This is a genomic window from Streptomyces sp. NPDC051136, from assembly GCF_044455745.1.
In the GTDB taxonomy this organism is placed as follows: Bacteria; Actinomycetota; Actinomycetes; order Streptomycetales; family Streptomycetaceae; genus Streptomyces.
The window spans coordinates 203,952-224,070 of the sequence record NZ_JBITFE010000009.1; the positions used below are offsets into that span (position 1 = coordinate 203,952).

Below are 20,119 nucleotides of genomic sequence, written 5' to 3' on the forward strand. Positions count from 1 at the left end.
GGGCGGTACGGAGCGGTGGGACACGGGACTGCGGGATGTGGGGCGGTGGGACACGGGACTGCGGGAGGCGGGGCGGGAGCCGGGCCGGGAAGGTTCCCGGCCCGGTCTCCGCGCCGTCGGTCGGCTACTGGTTGTGGCCCTTCATCCCGTCGTTGTCGTCCAGGGAGTTGGCGACCTCCGAGGCTGCGGCGACCCCGGTCTGTACGACCACCGCGGCGGCCTGTGCGGCCAGCGCCACTCCTCCGGTGGCCGCTCCGGCCGCGGCGCCTGCCGCGGCCCCGCCCGCGGCACCGCCCGCACCGCCGGCTCCGGCGCCGCCGCCCGCTCCGGCTCCCCCGCCGCCTGCTCCGGCTCCGGTGGACGGAGAGCCCTGCGGTGCCGCGGACGAGCCGCCCCCGCCTCCTCCTCCGCCGCCGCCCCCGCCGGCGGCTCCGCCCGCGATGCTCACGGCGCCGCTGGCGAGGTTGTTGACGGCGTTGAGGGCGACCGTGCCGCCCGACGTGCTGCCGAGCGCCGCGGTGGCCGGGACGATGAGCTTGAGCAGCGCGGGCAGGGCGAAGACCGCCAGGATCAGCATGCCCATGCCGGCGATGGTCCGGGTGAGGTCCTTGGTGCCCTTGGCGTCCTGGGTCATCGCCGTCGCCGAGAAGATGATGAGCGCGGCCGCGGGCTTGTAGAGCAGCCAGGCGGCCAGCCAGCCGACGTGCTTCTTCCACCAGCCCTCGCCCCATCCGGTCATGGAGGCGGACGCGGCCAGCGGCAGGGTCCCGATCAGCATGATCATGACGCCGATGCGGATGTACATGAGGACGATCTGGACGAACGTCGACAGGATCACCAGCAGGCCGAAGACCAGCACGAGACCGGGCTGGCCCAGGGTCATCACGCCCAGCATCTCGGCCGCCTGGCCGCCCAGGTCGGACTTCGCATAGACCTCCTCGGCGTAGGCGTCCGAGGCCCGCATCAGCGCCCCGGCCGCCGGGACGGCGATGGCCCCGGCGAGGAGCACCTTCCACATGCCCATGAAGGCCACCTTCATGGACTGGCCCCGGCGGTCCAGGGCCATCCGTATCGCCGCCATCAGCAGCGAGGCCACGGCCACGTATCCGACCAGCCAGTTCAGCTCGCCCTGAATGGTGTTGATGGGGCCGCCGGTCCCGCCGGCCTTGACGCCCAGCCACACGCCGTTGAGCGACTTGAGCACTTCGGAGGCGGCTTCGCCGATGGCCTTGGCGAACACCTCGACGGCTCCGCTGGTGACGCCCTCGCCGATCTCGCCCAGGCCCCACTGCAGGCCCTCGCCGACACAGTCGTAGACCTTCCAGGTGCAAGCCATGTCACGCCTCCCAGGTGATGAAGCCCTGGGTGCCGCTCACCTGCGCCATGCCGGAGTACACCGAACCGTCGGCACCGGGCACGATCTTCCAGTCGCCCTCGTGCCACCGCACGGTGACGGAGGCCGTGCCGTACACACCCGCGTTGGGTCCGCGGAGCAGGAACATCACTGTCGCCTCTTCCTTGTCGTACGCCAGGATCGAGAAGCCCGCGTAGCCGCCGGCGTCGGCCTTGCCCGAGGTGGGCTTGTCCTCGTCCTGCGAGCGGCTGGAGACCAGCGCGTCGCGGGCCGGGCCGGGCACGACCTGCCGTTCCACCACGTCACGCCAGCCCGGGTAGCTGAAGTGGTCCGTGATCGCCTGGGCGGCGAACACCGCCCCCATCGGAGTGTGCGCGTAGCAGGACCAGACGGGGCCGTCGTACGTCAGCGGACCGGCGGTCCTGGAGACCGGCACGAGTCCCGTTCCGTTGGCCTTCCACTCGAAGTCCTTGGGAACGGCCGTCGGCTTGGTCTGGTCGCTGTCGTCGGTGCGGCAGCCCGCGGGCCGGGCGTCCGGCTTCTCGTGGTCGCTCGGCGTGGGCGTGGCCGGCGGCGCCGTCGGATCGTCGTCGGCGCGGTTCGACGCGCCGCCGCCGCTCGTCAGCGCGATCAGGCCGATGATCAGCAGCGTCGCCAGGAACCCGGCCGACAGGATCCAGCCCCGCTGCTGCCAGAAGGGCTTCTCCCACTCCCCGCTGCCCCCTCGGGATCGACCGGGGTTCACCATGTCGTTCCTTCTCTCTGTTGGGACGCGAGGTGCGTCAGCCGAAGACGAAGGTGACGACGGGGCCGGCGGTGGCCACCAGGACACAGCCGCCCAGCACCATGCCGAGGCGGCCCATGTGCTCCGAACCCTCGCCGCGGCGCATGGAGATGGCCATCATGGCGCCGGTGATCAGTACACCGGCGACACCGGCCGCGGTGCCCGCCCAGGCCAGGATGCCGAGCACGGTGTCGACCTTGCCGGTGAGGGCGCCCGGAGCGTCGCGGGTCGGGTTCGGTACGCCACCGTCCGCCAGGACAACGGTCCGGTGGGCCTTGGCGACGAGTGTGTCCAACATGGTCTCTCCCCGATGTGGTCGGCCTGACGGCCGATCAGACAATTGCTGGTGACTGCGAATTGGCCGGTACTGGTGCCGGCCGGTGGCGTCGACGTGAGTCTTGCGACCCCTGAGGTGTCGCGCCATGGCGTGTGACGAATCAGCACCACGCTGTGACATGTACGTGGCATTCGAGACGTCGAGGTGTCTGTTGCGGTGCCGGACCGGTGCTGGTCCGGTGGCGGTGGTGGTGGTGGCGGTGGCGGTGCCGGTGCCGAGGCCTCAGCCCGTCACCCGGTCACCCGTCACCCGGTCATCCGTTCAGGAGGAACGACACGAGGGGCCCCGCGGAGGCGCCGATGACGCAGGCGCCCATCACCGTCAGGAACTCCCGCAGGTGTTCCTCGACGTCGCCCGTCTTCACGGCGAGCGCCATGCGTGTCCCGACGATGATCAGCCCGGCGACACCGGCACAGGTGACCAGCCAGGCCATCCAGCCCAGCACCGTGTCGAGCTCACGGGTGACGTCCGCCCCGACGGCGAGTACGGCCATCTCTCCAGTGCTCATCGGATACTCCTCATGACATGCGTACGGGTGGGGCGGCCAGCAGCGCGGCCAGCGCGGCCGTCTCCTTGGGCGCCGGAGTGCCGAGGTCCCCGGTGCGCCATGCCGGCGTCCAGGGCACGCGGTGCACGTCCGCCGCCGAGCCGATGACCTTGATGCGCTGCTGAAGCGCACGCGGCAGGCGTCCCGGCGCGTCCGCGACCAGCACGACGGCGACGAGTTCGAGGCCCGGTGGCTGCTCCCCGCGCCGGAACACGTCCAGGGCGCGGGACACGGCCTGAAGACCGGCGGCATGGGTGCGGCCGACCAGCAGTACGCCGTCGGGCTCCCCCTGGTCCGGCCGGGGCCAGGCGCGTCCGCCGTCGAGGCCGCCGAGGACGGTCGCGAGGGTGGACGTGCCCGCACCTCCGTGTGCGCCGACCCAGACCAACTGCCGGGTCGGGTCCGTCACATGGGGGTGCGGATCGACGTCCTGCGACGGGGTGGCCCCGTCGATCGGACCGCGAGTCCAAATCTCCGGTCCCATAGACGCGTTGCTGGTCACCGCCAACTCTCCCCCCGTGTCGGTTCAGCGGAACACCGTGAGATCTTCGCTGATGACGGAGGGGCTGGTAACACCCTGTGAGGCCCTGGGACGAGTTTGTGACGAAGCGGTGACCCTGTCGGGCACCGCCGCCGGGGAGACTCAAGCGGTCGTTGCAGGAACGTGGTTGGACCCGAGGGGGGTTGATGTCGCAGAACGGGGGAGGCGCGGCGGCCTGGGTCGTCGGCGGCTCGGTGGCCATGGTGCTGATGCCCGTGATCATGATGGTCGCGGTCAGCGGCGGCACCAGTGCGGCGGGCGGCGGCGCCGGCACCGGGGTCGGCGGAGGCTTGAAGGGCGGCGCCGTGCCCGAGCAGTACGTTCCGTGGGTGCTCAAGGCCGGCGCCCTGTGCGACGTGATCAAACCGGCCGTCGTGGCCGCGCAGATCGAGGCCGAGTCCGGCTGGAACCCGAACGCGAAGTCCCCGGTGGGCGCGGAGGGCCTGTCCCAGTTCATGCCCGGCACGTGGAAGACCTGGGGTCGCGACGACGACGGCAACGGCCGCGTGTCGCCCTACGACCCCGGCGACGCGATCATGGCGCAGGGCCGTTACGACTGCGCGCTCGCCAAGCAGGTCGAGGGCTACAAGAACCGGGGCGAGGCCTCCGGCGAGACGCTCGACCTGGCCCTGGCCGCGTACAACGCGGGCCCCGGAGCCGTCCAGCAGTACCACGGCATCCCGCCGTACACGGAGACGCGCAACTACGTCACCCGCATCAAGTCCCTGATACCGAAGTACGAGTCGGTCGACGACCCGCCGGGCAAGGTGCCGCCGGGGCAGCAGATGGCCATGCCACTGCGCGGAAACCCGCCGGTCACCTCGCCCTACGGCATGCGCTTCCACCCGATCCTGCACGTCAACAAGCTCCACACCGGCATCGACTTCGGTGCGTCGCAGGGCACGCCGTTCCTCGCGGCCCGGGACGGCAAGGTCACCTTCGCCGGCTGGTCCAACGGCTACGGCAACCGGGTGGTCATCTCGCACGGAACCATCGACGGCAAGCAGGTGTCCACCACGTACAACCACATGTCCGCCTTCAGCGTCTCGGTCGGGCAGAGCGTCAAGGTGGGCCAGCAGGTAGGTGCGGTGGGCTCCACGGGCTACTCGACGGGTCCGCACGCGCACTTCGAGGTGATGCAGAACGGCGACTACGTCGATCCCGCACCATGGCTGGGGTTGAAGTGACGGCACAGGCCAGGGGGGAAACGATGGGAAAACGCTCCGCACGGGCCCTGCACAGGTCCGCGACCGGCGCGCTCGCGGTGGTCACCGGCCTCGCCCTGCTCTGCGGGTGCGGGCTGTCCGACCACCGCGAGACCGGGTCCGGCAGCGGCGGCACCGGATCGGCGCAGCCGTCCGTCGCCCCGAAGGCCCCGGTACCGCCCGGGAAGCCGCTGGGACCCGACGCGCACGTGCCCGACACCGGGGTCGTCGACGAGGACGACGCCACGGCGGTCTCCGAAGCCTGGGCCGAGACGACCTACGGCTACGACACCGCGTACGACACGAGTCCCCAGGACGCGGTGCTGCGCGGCGTCCGCTGGTGCACGGAGCGCAAGGCGGCGGCCGAGCGTCAGTACCGGCCCGCGAGCGGCCCCGGGAACGAGTGGACCACCTGGGCCGGCCACCGGGCCTGGACCACGGTGGACGTGAGCAGTGAACTCGAGGACGACGCCCCGCCGGACGGCGAACGGATCGCCTACCGGTCCCTGGTCGTGTCCGGCACCGCCCACGGCCGGGACGGCTGGGAGGGCGCCGGACCGCGTCTCAACGCCTACGTCAAACTGGTCCGCGCGGGCGTGGGTGATCCGTGGCGCGTGGACGACGTGACGGTGGTCGAGGCCGCGAGACCGCCCGCGCCGAGCACGCCGGCTTCCGCGGGGTCACCGTCCGACGATTCCAGGCAGTGAGGGAACCGATGCCCAGATTCAGTCGCAGCGAGAACAAGCGGCGGAAGAACCAGGCCGAGCCGGAACAGGCCCCCGCCTCCGGACTCAAGCCCATCGAGGTGCACGTCACGGTCGACGGCAGGGCCACCGTGGGCGGCCTGCCGGTCGCCGCCGGCTCCGGCGAGAGCGTCCAGAGCGCCGTGCTGGACTATCTCCACCGCCTGGTGCTCGCCACCGGCCACCCCGTGTCGGCCACCGTGAACGACGAGCGGATCGGCTACCTCACGCCGGTCCGCGTCGAGGCGGACGGCTCCAGCGCGTTCGCCGGGGAGCCCGTGCCGCTGCCCCGTGACGTGATGGCGGCCGCCCGGGCCGTGGCCGAGGAACACGCCTCCGTACGCGCGCAGGCGGTCGGCGGGCTGCCGGCCGCGGCCGTGCCGGACGAGCACCCGGTCGCGCGCGAGCAGCCCTCGACCATGCCGCTCACGGCGGTCCCGGCGTCGGCGCGGCCCGTCCGGGACAAGTCGACGAGGGCCCTGCGCGCCGTGCCCGACCCGGCTCCCGGTGAACCGCTCGCGACGGAGCGCACGTCCGAAGGGACCCCGCCTCCCCCGCCGCCCACGCCGATCGCGCCGCCGGAGACGACGCCGGCCCCGTGGTCCGAGGAGCGGGCCGACGTCAGGTCCGAGGTACGGGCCGAGGCCCCGTCGGAGGTGCGGGCCGAGGCCCCGTCCGAGGTGCGGGCCGAGGAACGGCCGCCCGGGCGCACGGCACCGGCGGCACCGGCACCGGCGGCACCGGCACCGGGGAAACCGGCGCCGGCGGACGTCAGGACCCCGTCCCTGCTGGCGGAGCCCGTGCACCGCATCAACGAGGCCGTGCGCATGGGCCGGATCGAGTCGGCCGCCACCATGGCGGAGCAGACCATCGCCTCCGCGGTGCAGCGGCTGGGCGCGGAGCACCCCGAGGTGTTGCAGCTGCGCGAACTCGCGGCCTACATCGCCTACCTGGCGGGCGACGCCCACCGTTCCTTCGTGCTCTCCATGGCGCTGGCCCGGGTCCGCCGGGGCCGCGACGACCAGGCGGCCTTCGGCAACGTGCTGAGCGCGGCGGCCGCCTGGCGGGCGCTGCGGGATCCCGCACTGGGGCTGGCCCTCGGGCACGAACTGATCGCGCTGTGGGCCGACATGGCCGCCGCCGGCGGCGCCGCGGCCGCCGATCCCTCGCAGCTGGAGTCCGTCCGGGCCCGGATGGGCCGCCTCGCCGAACGGGCGCGCGGCGTGACCGGCGGCCGGGGGGAATCGGAGGGACCGCATGCGCAGGGCCGGTGACACCGCCCCGGATCCCGCCGGGGGCCGTTCCAGGACGCCGCCCTCGCCGGGCCCCGCCGCGCGTCCGGGCCCACCGGTGCGGCCCCGCCCGGCGGCGGCCACGCCTCCCTCCGAGGAACGGCGTCGAAGCCCTCGGCGCGAGGCGGCCCTGAGGCGCTCGCCGCGCCCCCGCGTCGAGGTGACGTTCAACGAGCTGACCGGAATCGCGAGCTGGCGCACCGTCACGCCCGGCGGCCGGGCCCGACCCGGACGGGATCGGTCCGGACGAGGGCACGGCGCCGGCGACGGTGAGGTGCCGCCCGGCGCCTCCCGGGCGTCGGCGCTGCGCTCGGCGGGCAGCGGAGCGCCCGGGACGCCCGCCTCGGGCGCCGCCCCGATCCCCGTACGTCCCGCGGCGGTGCGCGCGGTCGTGAGTACGTCGGGAGCGCCCGCGGCGGGGGACCAGGGAGCCCAGCTGGCGCGGACCGCGCTGCTCCGGTCCCAGGTCCAGGGCGACCTGTCCCGGGCCGCGGGCATGCCCCGGGTCGTGGCGGCCCGCCTCACCACCACCGTCCCCGCCCACCTCACCGGCCTGTCCGCGGCCCGTGCGAACACCCTCAGGACGGCCCCCGCGGCCTCGCGCCCCGCATCACCGGCGTTCTCGCCCCCGTCCGGCCGCGGCCCGTCCGGTCGCTGATCCACCGGGGGGCCGTCGGCGGCCGGGCGGCCTCGCCGACGGCTCCCTCGCACCTGGAACGAGCCTGTGACACCCCGGTGACGTGAGAATCGGGAGCGGGCAGAGAGACTCGACGGTAGGTGCACGACAGGCATGACAGGCTCTGGACGGCAGGGGACGGAAACCGCCGACGGAAGCCGCCGATGAGTGGGGGAACGATGTCTCGACTCGGCAGCGACAACCAACGGGAGCACGAGCGCGCCGAGCGCTCGCCCGATTCCGTGGCGACGCCGATCGACGTGCGCGTGCCGGCGGGGGGCCCCGGCGTACGCGGCGCTTCGGTCGACGGTTCACTGGTCGTCGCGGCCCCGGGCGAGGAGATCCAGCACGCCGTCCTGAACCGCCTCCACCGGCTCGCCCTCGCCGCCGGCCACCCGGTCCTCGCCACCGTCCACGACCGGCGCATCGGCTACTCCGTCCCCCTGCGGGTCGACCCGGACGGCGCCAGCCACCTCGCCGCCGACCCGGAGCCGACGGCATCCGAGGAGGCAGCGGTCCGACGGGACTCGCAGACGCACGTACTGCGTCCGCCGGCACCCGAGGAGGCGTCCGTGCGGGGGGACTCGCGGACGCACGTACTGCGTCCGCCGGCACCCGAGGAGGCGCCTGTGCGGGGGGACTCGCAGACGCACGTCCTGCGCCCGCCGGCACCCGAGGAGGCGCCTGTGCGGCGGGACTCGCAGACGCGCCTCCTGCGCCCCCCGGCACCGGTCCGGGACAGCGCCCCGACGTTTCCGCTCCCGGCCCTGTCCCGGACGGGAGGGGAGCGCGTCGGTGCCGAGTCCGCACCGACGTTCGCGCTGCGCGCCGTGCCGGAACCGGCCGGAGGGACGACGCCGCCCGGCACGGTGGCGCCGCCGACGGGGGTGTTCGGGCCGCCGCCCCGCATGGACGGTGCCGGCGCGCCCGGTGCCGCACCGCGGGACACGGAACGGCAGCGGCATCCCGAGCCCGCCCCGGCACCCCAGCCGGCCCCGGCACCCCAGCCGGCCCCGGCACCCGGGTCGGACGCCGCCTCCGCTCCCGAACCTAGGCCCGCCCCCGTCACGGAACTGGGCCCCCGCCCCGACTCCTCCTCCGACCCGGACCCCAAGCCCACCCCCGCCCGCGGGTTCGACGCCGTGGCCGAGGCCGTGCTCGGGGACGGACCGCTCACCGCGCCCGGCGACGCCACCGCCCCCGCGCTGCTCGCGGAGCCGACGGCCCGGATCAACGAGGCCGTCAAGGAGGGGCGTACGGAGGACGCGGCACGGCTGGCGGAGCAGACGGTGACGGAGACCTCGGACACGCTGGGTGCCGAGCACCCCGAGGTGCTCCGGCTCCGGGAACTCACCGCTTACATCGCCTACTTGTCCGGCGACCCGGACCGCGCCTTCGCGCTCTCCCTCGACCTCGCCCGGATACACCGGCGTTCGGGCGACGCCGAGGCCGCGTACGGCAACGTCCAGAGCGCGGCGACCGCCTGGCGCGCCGTACGCGATCCCGCCCGGGGCCTCGAGCTGGGGCACGAACTGGTCGGCCTGTGGGACGAACTCGCCGCCGAGGACGGCCCGGCCGCCGAGGACGCCGGCGAGCTGGAGTCCGCCCGCACCCGCATGGGCCGCCTCACCCGGCGCGTCGGCGCCCAGGCCGGCTGACGCGGCGGACCGGACGGCATCAGGCGGGCGGCGTCAGGGCGGGCGGCCCCGCCCCGACGCGGGGGCGGGGCCGCCGTGGCCCTACTGCGACAGTTGCCAGACCGCGTACGCGACGGCGTCGCTGTTGCGGTCCAGCGCCGTGTCGTTGATGTTGGCGGTCGTGTCGCAGGACGAGTGGTAGCAGCGGTCGAACGGCTGGCCCACGGTGCCGCCCCACTTGGCGGCCTGCGCGGAGGTCTTGCGGTAGTCCGCGCCGCTGAAGAGGCCGCCCACGGGGACCCCCGCGTTCTTGAAGGGCGCGTGGTCGGAACGGCCGTCGCCCTCGGTCTCGATCTCCGTGGAGACGCCGATGCCCGCGAAGTAGTCCTTGAACGTCTGCTCGATCGCGGGATCGTCGTCGTAGACGAAGTAACCGGGGTTGGGCGAGCCGATCATGTCGAAGTTCAGATAGCCGCTGATCTTCGCGCGGTCGGCGGAGCCGAGGCTGTTGACGTAGTAGCGGGAGCCGACGAGCCCCAGCTCCTCCGCGCCCCACCAGGCGAAGCGCAGGTGCTTGGCGGGGTGGTAGCCGGAGCGGGCGACGGCGAGCGCGGTCTCCAGGACGGCGGAGGAACCGGAGCCGTTGTCGTTGATGCCGGGTCCCGAGGTGACGCTGTCCAGATGTGACCCGGCCATGACAACCTGATTCGCGTCGCCGCCGGGCCAGTCGGCTATCAGGTTGTACCCGGTGCGGCCCGAAGCGGTGAACCGCTGGACGCGGGTCGTGAAGCCGGCCGCGTCCAGCTTGGCCTGCACGTAGTTCAACGAGGCCTGGTATCCGGCGCGGCCGTGGGCGCGGTTGCCGCCGTTCGCCGTGGCGATCGACTGCAGTTGCGCCAGGTGGGCCTTGACGTTGGCTATGGATATGTCGGGCGCGGCGGCTGCCTGGTCCGCCGCCGGCGCGGGCGCCGCGCCGGCGGCCGAACCGCCGGTCACCAGTGCGGCGAGTGCGACGGCGGCGGCTGTCAGCGCACGCCCGGAAAGGAGGAGCTTCATGTGGGGGGCTCCGAATTCCTAGGGGGTCCCTGGGGAGGGGACCCCGCAGTGAATGAGGTGCCTGGATGGTGCGGGCGGCACTGACCTCCCGTCAAGACCGGTATTCGGCCACCGGGTCGCACATACCGGAGGCCTGCCGGTCGCGCCCCGGGCGGGACGCGGGACGCCCTAGTGGACGCAGAACTCGTTCCCTTCCGGGTCCGTCATCACCACCCACTCCCCGCCGGGTTCCTTCACCTGCCGCTGCACGCTCGCCCCCAGCGCCTCCAGCCGGGCCACCTCCGCCTCGCGCCGTCCGTCCGCGGAGTGCACGTCGAGGTGGAGCCGGTTCTTGCCGGTCTTGGCCTCCGGCACGCGCTGGAACAGCAGCCGCCGCCCCAGTCCGGTGCCGCTCTCGTCCTGCACGGGGTCGTCGGGGTGCCGTACGGCGGCCAGGTCGCGCCAGGCGCGGCGGCCGTGGGACTCGACGGTCAGCTCCGCCGGCACCGCCCCGAAGCCCAGCAGTTTCTCGATGAGCGCGCTGTTGTCCTCCACCTCGTAGTGGAGCGCCGCGGCCCAGAAGTCCGCTTGCGCGTGCGGTGCGGCCGCGTCGATGACGATCTTGAAATGCAGGGGAGCGGGCCCCGGGGCAGAAGTCATGCCCCCACTTATACGACGCGGCCGGTGCCGCGCGCCGGGTTACGGCTTCGCCGCCCTGACGTCCCGCTGCTCGGGCGTGCCGCCCGCGGCGGCGGGGGCCGGCGACCCGGAGGCCACGATGCCCTGCTCCCGCGCCGCGATGTCGCCCTTGACCGGCGGCACGCCCGCGCCCGCCCGGTTCAGCTGCTCCCTCAGCGCCCGCGCCGTCCGGCGGGCCGTGCGCAGGGCGTCCCAGGTGAGCAGGCTCAGCGCCAGCCAGACCAGTGCGAAGCCGGCCCACCGTTCGGGCGGCATGGCCTCGCCGAAGTACAGAATGCCGAGCAGGAACTGGAAGACCGGCGCCAGGTACTGCAACAGCCCCAGCGTGGACAGCGGCACGCGGATCGCCGCTGCGCCGAAGCAGACCAGCGGGACCGCGGTGACCACGCCGGTCGCGGCGAGCAGGGCCGAGTGCCCGAAGCCCTCCGTGGTGAAGGTCGACTCGCCCCGCGAGCCAAGCCACAGCAGGTAGCCGAGCGCCGGCAGGAACTGGATCGCCGTCTCGGCGGCCAGCGACTCGACGCCGCCCAGGTCGACCTTCTTCTTCACCAGTCCGTAGGTGGCGAACGAGAAGGCGAGGCAGAGGGAGATCCACGGCGGCCGGCCGTAGCCGATGGTCAGCACGAGCACGGCGGCGAAGCCGGTGGCGACCGCCACCCACTGCGCGGGCCGCAGCCGCTCCTTCAGCAGGAGCACGCCCATCGCGATGGTGACCAGCGGGTTGATGAAGTACCCGAGCGAGGCCTCGACGACATGGCCGCTGTTCACGGCCCATATGTACACGCCCCAGTTGACGGTGATGACCGCGGCGGCGACCGTGACCAGGGCGAGCCTGCGCGGTTGCCGCAGCAGCTCGCCGGCCCAGGCCCAGCGCCGTACGAAGAGCAGGGCGACGGCGACGAAGACCAGGGACCACGTCATCCGGTGGGCGAGGATCTCACCCGCCCCGGCGGGCTTGAGCAACGGCCAGAACAGGGGCACGAGACCCCACATCCCGTACGCCGCGACGCCGTTCAGCAGGCCCACTCGCTGATCACTTCTGGACGACCCGGCCACGGGCACCTCCTTCTCGCACACGGCACGCCGGGGACGGGGAGGGCGTGCCACGACGAAGGTAGCGCCGCACCCGGCCGCCTGTCATGCCCGTATCGCCATACGGTCATGACAGGCGAGGTGGGTGCGGCGGCGAGAGGGGGGAGGTCAGCCCTTGAGTGCGGCGGCGACGGCCTCCGCGAACGGCGTCGTCGGGCGTCCGGCCAGCCGGGACAGGTCACCGGTGGAGACGACCAGCTCGCCCCTGGCGATGGCGGCGTCCACGCCCGCGAAGACGTCCGCGAGCGGCCCGGGCACCCCGGCGCCGGTCAGGATGCCGGTGTAGGTCTCCAGGGAGACGGGGTTGTAGACGATCTCCTCGCCGGTCTGCCGGCTCAGCTCGGCCGCGTACTCGGCGAAGCTCCACGCCTCGTCGCCGCCCAGCTCGTACGCGGTGTTCTCGTGGCCCTCGCCGGTCAGTACGGCGACGGCGGCGGCCGCGTAGTCGGCGCGGGAGGCCGAGGAGACCCGGCCGTCGCCGGCCGCCTGCACGACGGCGCCGTGCTCCAGGACCGGCGCGAGCTGCTCGGTGTAGTTCTCGTGGTACCAGCCGTTGCGCAGCAGCGTGTACGGCACGCCCGAGCCGACCAGCACCGCCTCGGTGGCACGGTGGTCGTCGGCGAGCGCGGCCCGGAGGCTGCTGGGGGCGCTCGTGTAGGCGAGCAGGGCGACGCCGGCCTTCTTCGCCGCGTCGATCACGACCGTGTGCTGCCGTACGCGTCCCTTGTCGAACTCGTTGCCGGAGATCAGCAGGACCCGGTCGCCGGCCGCGAACAGGCCGTCGAAGGTCTCGGGCGCGTTGTAGTCGGCGACGGCGAGCCGTACCCCGAGGGCGGCGAGGTCGGCGGCCCGGTCGCGGTCCCGGACGACCGCGGTGACCTGGTCGGCCGGCACCTTCTCCAGCAGTTGCCGCACGACGTGGCGGCCGAGGTGTCCGGTGGCTCCGGTGACGACGATGCTCATGGTTTCCGCGCTCCTTGTGGGGTTCGTTGCTTCACTAACCCTAAGGGGTGCGCTAACTGGAGGAAAGTGCCCACTTCAAAGTAAGGTACTTACCTCTGGGTGAGGCGCCAGTGCGCCGCGCAAGCCGAAGGGGCCCGGACGGGAACGTCCGGGCCCCTCTGACATGCGGTGACGGCGCTCCTGTCAGCCGACGACCGTCCAGGTGTCGTTGCCGGAGAGCAGCGCGGCGAGGTCGCCCTTGCCGTTCTGCTCGACTGCCGTGTCGAGCTGCTCGGACATGAGCGAGTCGTACACCGGCCGCACGACCGAGCGCAGGACGCCGATGGGCGTGTGGTGCAGCGTGTCGGGGTCGGCGAGCCGGGAGAGCGCGAAGGCCGTGGTCGGGGACGCGGCGTGGGCGTCGTGGACCAGGACGTCCCCCTCGTTGTCCGCGGTCACGGTGACGACGTCCAGGTCACCGGTGTGCGGATTCCGTACGACACCCTTGGCCCCGTCGGCGCCGAAACGGATCGGCTGCCCGTGCTCCAGCCGGATCACCGCCTCCTCGGCCCGCTGCTTGTCCTTGAGGGCGTCGAAGGCACCGTCGTTGAAGATGTTGCAGTTCTGGTAGATCTCGACCAGGGCCGTGCCGGGGTGGTCGGCCGCCTGCCGCAGGACCTCGGTGAGGTGCTTGCGGTCCGAGTCGACGGTCCGGGCGACGAACGAGGCCTCCGCACCGAGAGCCAGGGAGACCGGGTTGAAGGGCGCGTCCAGCGACCCCATCGGCGTCGACTTGGTGATCTTGCCGACCTCGGAGGTCGGGGAGTACTGCCCCTTGGTCAGGCCGTAGATCCGGTTGTTGAACAGCAGGATCTTGAGGTTGACGTTGCGGCGCAGGGCGTGGATGAGGTGGTTTCCGCCGATCGACAGCGCGTCGCCGTCCCCGGTGACGACCCACACGCTCAGGTCCCGGCGCGAGGCGGCGAGCCCGGTCGCGATCGCGGGGGCACGGCCGTGGATGGAGTGCATCCCGTAGGTGTTCATGTAGTACGGGAAGCGGGAGGAGCAGCCGATGCCGGAGACGAAGACGATGTTCTCCTTCGCCAGCCCGAGCTGGGGCATGAAGCCCTGCACGGCGGCGAGGATGGCGTAGTCACCGCAGCCGGGGCACCAGCGCACTTCCTGATCGGACTTGAAGTCCTTCATGGACTGCTTGCCCTCGGCCCGGGGGACGAGCTGGAGCAGTGCGTCGGTGTCAGCCATCGATGACCTCCTTCAGGACGGTGGCGAGCTGTTCCGCCTTGAACGGCATGCCGTTGACCTGGTTGTACGACTGGGCGTCGACCAGGTACTTCGCCCGGACGAGGGTGGCGAGCTGACCGAGGTTCATCTCGGGGACCACCACCTTGTCGTACCGCTCCAGCACGGCCCCGAGATTGCGCGGGAAGGGGTTGAGGTGCCGCAGGTGCGCCTGGGCGATCTCCTGGCCCGCGGCGCGCAGCCGGCGCACGGCGGCGGTGATCGGCCCGTACGTGGAGCCCCAGCCCAGCACCAGCGTCCGCGCGCCGTCCGGGTCGTCGACCTCCAGCTCGGGGACGTCGATGCCGTCGATCTTGGCCTGGCGGGTGCGGACCATGAAGTCGTGGTTGGCCGGGTCGTACGAGATGTTCCCCGTGCCGTCCTGCTTCTCGATGCCGCCGATCCGGTGCTCAAGACCGGGCGTGCCCGGCACCGCCCAGGGACGGGCGAGGGTGTGCGGGTCGCGCTTGTACGGCCAGAACACCTCGGAGCCGTCGTCCAGAGTGTGGTTCGGTCCCTGCGCGAACCGCACCGCCAGGTCCGGCAGTTCGTCCGGCTCGGGGATGCGCCACGGCTCGGACCCGTTGGCGAGGTAACCGTCGGAGAGGAGGAAGACCGGCGTGCGGTACGTCAGCGCGATCCGGGCCGCCTCCAGGGCGGCGTCGAAGCAGTCGGCCGGGGTGCGCGGGGCGACGACCGGGACCGGCGCCTCGCCGTTGCGCCCGTACATCGCCTGCAACAGGTCGGCCTGCTCCGTCTTGGTCGGCAGACCCGTGGAAGGGCCGCCGCGCTGGATGTCCACCACCAGCAGCGGCAGCTCCAGGCTCACCGCGAGCCCGATCGTCTCGCTCTTGAGCGCCACACCCGGACCGCTCGTCGTCGTCACCGCCAGCGAACCGCCGAAGGCCGCGCCGAGCGCCGCGCCGATCCCGGCGATCTCGTCCTCGGCCTGGAAGGTCCGCACGCCGAAGTTCTTGTGCCGGGAGAGCTCGTGCAGGATGTCCGAGGCCGGGGTGATGGGGTACGAGCCGAGGAAGAGCGGCAGGTCCGCCTGCCGGGACGCGGCGATCAGGCCGTAGGACAGGGCGAGGTTCCCGGAGATGTTGCGGTAGGTGCCGGGCGGGAACGCCGTCGCCGCCGGCGCCACCTCGTAGGAGACCGCGAAGTCCTCCGTGGTCTCCCCGAAGTTCCAGCCCGCCCGGTAGGCCGCGATGTTGGCCGCGGCGATGTCGGGCTTCTTCGCGAACTTCGACTTCAGGAACTTCTCCGTGCCCTCGGTGGGCCGGTGGTACATCCAGCTCAGCAGCCCGAGCGCGAACATGTTCTTGCTGCGCTCGGCCTCCTTGCGGCTGAGGTCGAACTCCTTGAGCGCCTCGACGGTCAGGGTGGTCAGCGGCACCGGATGCAGGTGGTAGCCGTCGAGAGACCCGTCCTCCAGCGGGGAGGTGTCGTAACCGACCTTCTGCATCGCCCGCTTGGTGAACTCGTCCGTGTTGACGATGATCTCCGCGCCGCGCGGCAGGTCGCCGACGTTCGCCTTCAGCGCGGCCGGGTTCATCGCCACCAGCACGTTGGGGGCGTCGCCCGGCGTGAGGATGTCGTGGTCGGCGAAATGCAGCTGGAAGGAGGAGACGCCCGGCAAGGTGCCGGCGGGTGCCCGGATCTCGGCCGGGAAGTTCGGCAGCGTCGACAGATCGTTGCCGAACGAGGCCGTTTCCGAGGTGAAACGGTCGCCGGTGAGCTGCATACCGTCGCCCGAGTCACCCGCAAACCTGATGATCACCCGGTCCAGCCGGCGGACGTCCTTGGCTCCGGCCGGTTTGCGCTGCGCTCCCACGACGGTCTCGTCGGTTCCGTCGGTCTGCTCCGCTGGGCTGCTGACCTGGCTGGTCACTTACTGGACCTCCCTCGGGACGGCTGTCCGGGGACTGGTCTTCCACCGACCGTCCCAGGATCAACCCTACGTCCGCGCACCGTGACTTCCGGTGGACATTCGCATGATGGACACGACATCGAGAGGTCCGCGGCCCGGGAACCGCACGGCTTCCCCGGCCCCCGGCACGGTGGGGGCGCACCCCCGCCCGCACCGGATTCTCATTCGTCCGGATGAGCGTCCACACCGCTGAACCGGCCCGTGCTCCCGAGGCACGGGCCGCCCGTGTCAGGAATTGAGATACGTGAGCACCGCGAGCACCCTGCGGTGATCACCGTCGCTCGGGGACAGGCCCAGCTTCATGAAGATGTTGCTGACGTGCTTCTCGACGGCCCCGTCACTCACCACGAGCTGACGGGCGATCGCCGAGTTCGTCCGGCCCTCGGCCATGAGCCCGAGCACCTCCCGCTCCCTCGGGGTGAGCCCCGCGAGCACGTCCTGCTTGCGGCTGCGCCCCAGCAGCTGGGCGACCACCTCCGGGTCCAGGGCCGTACCGCCCTGCGCCACGCGCACGACCGCGTCCACGAACTCCCGCACCTCGGCCACCCGGTCCTTGAGCAGGTAGCCGACGCCGCGACTGGAGCCGGCCAGCAGCTCCGTCGCGTACCGCTCCTCCACGTACTGGGACAGCACCAGCACGCCGAGACCGGGATGCGCCTTGCGCAGCCGCACCGAGGCCCGCACCCCCTCGTCGGTGTGCGTCGGCGGCATCCGTACGTCCGCCACCACCACGTCCGGCAGCTCGCCCTGCGCGTCCAGCTCGGTGATGGTCTTCACCAGCGCCTCACCGTCACCGACACCGGCGACGACCTCGTGCCCGCGGTCGGTCAGCAACCGGGTCAGCCCCTCTCGGAGCAGCACTGAATCCTCGGCGATGACCACCCGCACCCTGTCCTCCACGATCCTCGGCCCCCCACAGCCCGTGCACCTCACGGTCCGCGCGGCCCACGCCGCGTCCACAGACCGTCCGTGCGACGGGTCCAGCATTCCAGTATTCGGGGCCGGGCGCCGACAGGCGGCGGAAAGGGACGGGGAAGTCCTGCGAGCCGGCCCCGGCCTCCCGGGCCGTCGGCCCGCCCCGCCGTCCCGGTCCCGTCGGCCTGGGGGAGGAGGCCGGGGGAAGCGGGCGGGCGGCGGACGACGGCACGTGCGCCCGGCCCGGAGTCGGCACCGGGCCGGGCGCAGCGCGGCGCGGATCAGCGGGTCACCGGCTCGTTCCGCCACGGCAGCTCCGCCGTGATCCGCGTCGGCCCGCCGGCCGGCGAGTCCACCACGAGGATTCCGTCCACCGCGTCGAGCCGCTCCGCCAGACCGGCCAGCCCGGACCCGGACGACGCGTTCGCACCGCCCACGCCGTTGTCCACGACCTGGAGCATCAGCCGGTTCTCCGCCCGCCACACCTCCACGGCGGCCGACGTGGCCCGCGCGTGCTTGCTGATGTTCTGGAGCAGCTCCGAGACCGTGAAGTAGGCGATGCCCTCGATCGCCGACGCCGGCCGCTCGGCCAGATCGACCTCGACCCGCACCGGCACGGTGCAGCGGGAGGCGACCGAGGAGAGGGCCGCGTCCAGACCCCGGTCGGTCAGGACCGCGGGGTGGATGCCGCGGGCCAGGTCACGCAGCTCCTGGAGCGCCGTCTTCACCTCGCCGTGCGCCTCGTCCACCATGACGGCCGCGGCCCGGGGGTCCTCCTTGAGCTTCTCCTTGGCCAGTCCCAGGTCCATGGCGAGGCTGACCAGGCGGGCCTGTGCCCCGTCGTGCAGGTCGCGCTCGATGCGCCGCAGGTCGGCCGCGGCCGTGTCGACCACGACCCCCCGGTCCGACTCCAGCTCCACGACCCGCGTCGCCAGCCGGGACGGCCCCAGCAGCCCGTGCACCATGACCCGGTCCACCGTCGTCAGCCCCCGCACCAGCCACGGCGTCGCCAGCGTGAACAGCAGCCCCACCAGGGCCGTCACGGTGATCTCGAACGGGTTGTCCAGGTAGATCCGGTGCGTCTCGTCGCCGTACAGCTGGAGCCCTTCCTGGCCCGCGTACATCGGGAACACCCAGAACCACAGCGGGTAGGTCAGCATCGCCCACCCGACCGCCCAGACGTTCAGGGCGACGACGAAGGAGAACACCGACCACGGGAACTGCAGCAGCGCGTACAGCAGGCTCCGCCAGGAGGCGCCGCTCTTGAGCACCGCCCCCATCCAGCCCATCGCGCCCTGCTTCTTCAACCGCAGCGGCTCCGGGTCGGACACCCGCAGCCCCAGCAGCGCCCGGGCCCGGGCCCGCTCCATCGCCCCGAAGCCCCGGCACCCGGCGAGCGCCGCCGCCAGCACCGGCACGCCGAGGAACGTCACCAGCAGGCCCGCCCCCAGCGACACCATGGTGACGGCGTACGTGAAGAGCAGGATGCCGACCGGCAGACCCACCAGGACGTAGCCGAACTCCCGCCAGCTGCGCGCCTCGAACGGTGCGCGCAGCCCGGCCGGCAGCCGGTGGCGCCGCGCTCCGGTGTCCCCGGGGAAGCCGGACCCGTCCCCGAGCCCGTAACCCTGTCCGTATTCCGTGGCCATCGGTGCCGTCCTTCTCCTCGTCGCCCTACGGCTGTGCTGTCGTACCTCCACCCTCCTCGACCCCGCCGCCGGGCCCAATGGAGCCCGTCGGCGTCTGCGAAGGGGGGTTTTCCCTACCTCCCGGGTGCGGAGCCGGCCGCGTCGGCCGCCGTGCGGTCGCGCCAGGGCAGCTCGGCCGTGACCGACGTCGGGCCGCCCTCCGGCGAGTCGACCACGAAGAGACCGTCGACGGCGGACAGCCGGTCGGCGAGGCCCTTCATCCCCGTACCGCCGTCGAGGCGCGCGCCCCCGCGGCCGTCGTCCCCGACCTGTATGAGCAGCCGGTCGGACGACCGCCACACCTCCACGGAGGCCGACCGCGCGGCGCTGTGCTTGCTGACGTTCTGGAGCAGCTCCGAGACCGTGAAGTAGGCGATGCCCTCGATGGCGGCCGCGGGGCGCTCCGTCAGGTCGACGGTCACCTTCACCGGCACGGTGCAGCGGGTGGCGACCGAGGAGAGGGCCGCGTCCAGACCCCGGTCGGTCAGGACGGCCGGGTGGATGCCGCGGGCCAGGTCACGCAGCTCCTGGAGGGCCAGCTTCACCTCGCCGTGCGCCTCGTCGACCATGGCCGCCGCGGCGTCGGGGTCCTCCAGCAGCTTCTCCTTGGCCAGGCCGAGCCCCATGGCGAGGTTGACCAGGCGGGCCTGTGCCCCGTCGTGCAGGTCGCGCTCGATGCGCCGCAGGTCGGCCGCGGCCGTGTCGACCACGACGCCCCGGTCCGACTCCAGCTCGGCGATCCGCCGCTCCAGCCCGTCGGACGGGGACAGCAGCCCGCGCACCATCGCCCGGTCGGCGTTGGCCAGAGCGCGGGCGATGAACGGCAGCACCGGCCACAGCACGAACAACGACGTCAACGTGACGACGAAGGTGGCGACGCCCCAGGGGAACCGGATGACGTCGTACAGGACCGTGCGCCAGCCCACCGGGTCCTTCAAGGACATCCACAGATGCGCGAAGAAGCCGCGCCCGCCCTGCCGCGGCAGCGGGCTCGGCTCGTCCACCCGCACCCCGAGCAGCGTGCGGGCCCGGGCCCGCTCCAGCTTGCCCAACTGCCGGGCGCCCAGCAGCCCGGCCGCCAGCAGCGGCAGCCCGATCACCGTGACCGTCAGTCCGATGCCGACGGACAGCATCGTCACGACGTAGACGAACCCGAGCAACGCCGCCGGGAAGTTCGCCAGCAGGTGGGCGATCTCCTTCCAGGTGTGCCGGTCGTAGGCGAAACGGGCCGGCGGCGGGCGGTCGTCGGCCGCTGCGCCGGCGGTCCCGGCGGGGCTGGAAGTCGAGAGGCGTTCGCTCATACCCGTCAGCGTGCCGTGCGGCGCGGCGCCGCGCCATGAGGGGGACCGCCGCAACGCACTGAGGAAAACCCCACCCCGCGTCCTCCCGTACGACGGGCT

19 protein-coding genes are annotated in these 20,119 nt (G+C 72.8%); 5 read left to right on the top strand and 14 right to left on the bottom strand.

All coding sequences use genetic code 11. The annotated features are described in order from the left end of the window. Positions 1–124: 124 nt before the first annotated feature. The 5 genes from ACIBCJ_RS25870 to ACIBCJ_RS25890 form a co-directional block, all read right to left on the bottom strand. The gene (locus ACIBCJ_RS25870; RefSeq protein WP_362507437.1) at positions 125–1,336 is read right to left on the bottom strand and encodes a hypothetical protein; all 1,212 of its coding nucleotides are present in this window, start codon (positions 1,334–1,336) and stop codon (positions 125–127) included. Between the two features lies 1 nt (position 1,337). Further along, positions 1,338–2,102: a hypothetical protein gene (locus tag ACIBCJ_RS25875; protein ID WP_362100599.1), complete on the bottom strand. Its 765-nt coding sequence runs from the start codon at positions 2,100–2,102 to the stop codon at positions 1,338–1,340. Positions 2,103–2,136: 34 nt separating this feature from the next. Beyond that, on the bottom strand, positions 2,137–2,436 hold the full coding sequence (locus tag ACIBCJ_RS25880) for a hypothetical protein (RefSeq protein ID WP_362100602.1): 300 nt from the start codon (positions 2,434–2,436) through the stop codon (positions 2,137–2,139). 292 nt (positions 2,437–2,728) lie between these two features. Further along, the gene (locus tag ACIBCJ_RS25885; protein ID WP_362100604.1) at positions 2,729–2,983 is read right to left on the bottom strand and encodes a hypothetical protein; all 255 of its coding nucleotides are present in this window, start codon (positions 2,981–2,983) and stop codon (positions 2,729–2,731) included. Positions 2,984–2,993: 10 nt separating this feature from the next. Beyond that, positions 2,994–3,506 (bottom strand): DUF6668 family protein, encoded by a 513-nt coding sequence (locus ACIBCJ_RS25890; protein ID WP_365980401.1) that lies wholly within the window; start codon positions 3,504–3,506, stop codon positions 2,994–2,996. A gap of 203 nt (positions 3,507–3,709) precedes the next feature. On the opposite strand from ACIBCJ_RS25890, the gene ACIBCJ_RS25895 reads away from it, so the two are divergent. The 5 genes from ACIBCJ_RS25895 to ACIBCJ_RS25915 all read left to right on the top strand — a co-directional run bounded on the left by ACIBCJ_RS25895 (position 3,710) and on the right by ACIBCJ_RS25915 (position 9,137). After that, positions 3,710–4,750 carry a peptidoglycan DD-metalloendopeptidase family protein gene (locus ACIBCJ_RS25895; protein ID WP_362100610.1) on the top strand — a complete coding sequence of 347 codons (1,041 nt, stop codon included), beginning with the start codon at positions 3,710–3,712 and terminating at the stop codon, positions 4,748–4,750. Positions 4,751–4,773: 23 nt separating this feature from the next. After that, positions 4,774–5,475, top strand: coding sequence for a hypothetical protein (locus ACIBCJ_RS25900; protein WP_362100613.1), 702 nt, complete (start codon positions 4,774–4,776; stop codon positions 5,473–5,475). Between the two features lie 8 nt (positions 5,476–5,483). Continuing rightward, positions 5,484–6,785 carry a tetratricopeptide repeat protein gene (locus tag ACIBCJ_RS25905; protein WP_365980402.1) on the top strand — a complete coding sequence of 434 codons (1,302 nt, stop codon included), beginning with the start codon at positions 5,484–5,486 and terminating at the stop codon, positions 6,783–6,785. Positions 6,786–7,194: 409 nt separating this feature from the next. Beyond that, a complete protein-coding gene (locus ACIBCJ_RS25910) occupies positions 7,195–7,461 on the top strand; it encodes a hypothetical protein (protein ID WP_365980403.1) in 267 nt (88 codons plus the stop codon). Between the two features lie 197 nt (positions 7,462–7,658). Further along, positions 7,659–9,137 carry a tetratricopeptide repeat protein gene (locus ACIBCJ_RS25915; RefSeq protein ID WP_365980404.1) on the top strand — a complete coding sequence of 493 codons (1,479 nt, stop codon included), beginning with the start codon at positions 7,659–7,661 and terminating at the stop codon, positions 9,135–9,137. 81 nt (positions 9,138–9,218) lie between these two features. On the opposite strand, the gene ACIBCJ_RS25920 is transcribed toward ACIBCJ_RS25915, so the two are convergent. The 9 genes from ACIBCJ_RS25920 to ACIBCJ_RS25960 form a co-directional block, all read right to left on the bottom strand. Further along, the gene (locus tag ACIBCJ_RS25920) at positions 9,219–10,172 is read right to left on the bottom strand and encodes a M28 family metallopeptidase (protein ID WP_362507423.1); all 954 of its coding nucleotides are present in this window, start codon (positions 10,170–10,172) and stop codon (positions 9,219–9,221) included. Positions 10,173–10,340: 168 nt separating this feature from the next. Next, complete coding sequence (locus ACIBCJ_RS25925) at positions 10,341–10,811, bottom strand: VOC family protein (RefSeq protein WP_362100626.1); 471 nt, start codon at positions 10,809–10,811, stop codon at positions 10,341–10,343. A 39-nt stretch (positions 10,812–10,850) separates the two neighbouring features. After that, on the bottom strand, positions 10,851–11,906 hold the full coding sequence (rarD, locus tag ACIBCJ_RS25930) for an EamA family transporter RarD (RefSeq protein ID WP_365980405.1): 1,056 nt from the start codon (positions 11,904–11,906) through the stop codon (positions 10,851–10,853). A 144-nt stretch (positions 11,907–12,050) separates the two neighbouring features. After that, positions 12,051–12,905 carry an SDR family oxidoreductase gene (locus ACIBCJ_RS25935; protein WP_365980406.1) on the bottom strand — a complete coding sequence of 285 codons (855 nt, stop codon included), beginning with the start codon at positions 12,903–12,905 and terminating at the stop codon, positions 12,051–12,053. 183 nt (positions 12,906–13,088) lie between these two features. After that, positions 13,089–14,147 carry a 2-oxoacid:ferredoxin oxidoreductase subunit beta gene (locus tag ACIBCJ_RS25940; protein ID WP_362100634.1) on the bottom strand — a complete coding sequence of 353 codons (1,059 nt, stop codon included), beginning with the start codon at positions 14,145–14,147 and terminating at the stop codon, positions 13,089–13,091. Then, a complete protein-coding gene (locus ACIBCJ_RS25945) occupies positions 14,140–16,077 on the bottom strand; it encodes a 2-oxoacid:acceptor oxidoreductase subunit alpha (protein ID WP_365980407.1) in 1,938 nt (645 codons plus the stop codon). The genes ACIBCJ_RS25940 and ACIBCJ_RS25945 overlap by 8 nt, the downstream gene beginning before the upstream one ends. A 267-nt stretch (positions 16,078–16,344) precedes the next feature. Further along, the gene (locus tag ACIBCJ_RS25950; protein WP_275898184.1) at positions 16,345–17,004 is read right to left on the bottom strand and encodes a response regulator transcription factor; all 660 of its coding nucleotides are present in this window, start codon (positions 17,002–17,004) and stop codon (positions 16,345–16,347) included. 308 nt (positions 17,005–17,312) lie between these two features. After that, positions 17,313–18,680 (bottom strand): sensor domain-containing protein, encoded by a 1,368-nt coding sequence (locus ACIBCJ_RS25955; protein ID WP_362100639.1) that lies wholly within the window; start codon positions 18,678–18,680, stop codon positions 17,313–17,315. Between the two features lie 113 nt (positions 18,681–18,793). Continuing rightward, positions 18,794–20,020, bottom strand: coding sequence for a sensor domain-containing protein (locus ACIBCJ_RS25960; RefSeq protein ID WP_365980408.1), 1,227 nt, complete (start codon positions 20,018–20,020; stop codon positions 18,794–18,796). Between the last annotated feature and the right edge of the window lie 99 nt (positions 20,021–20,119).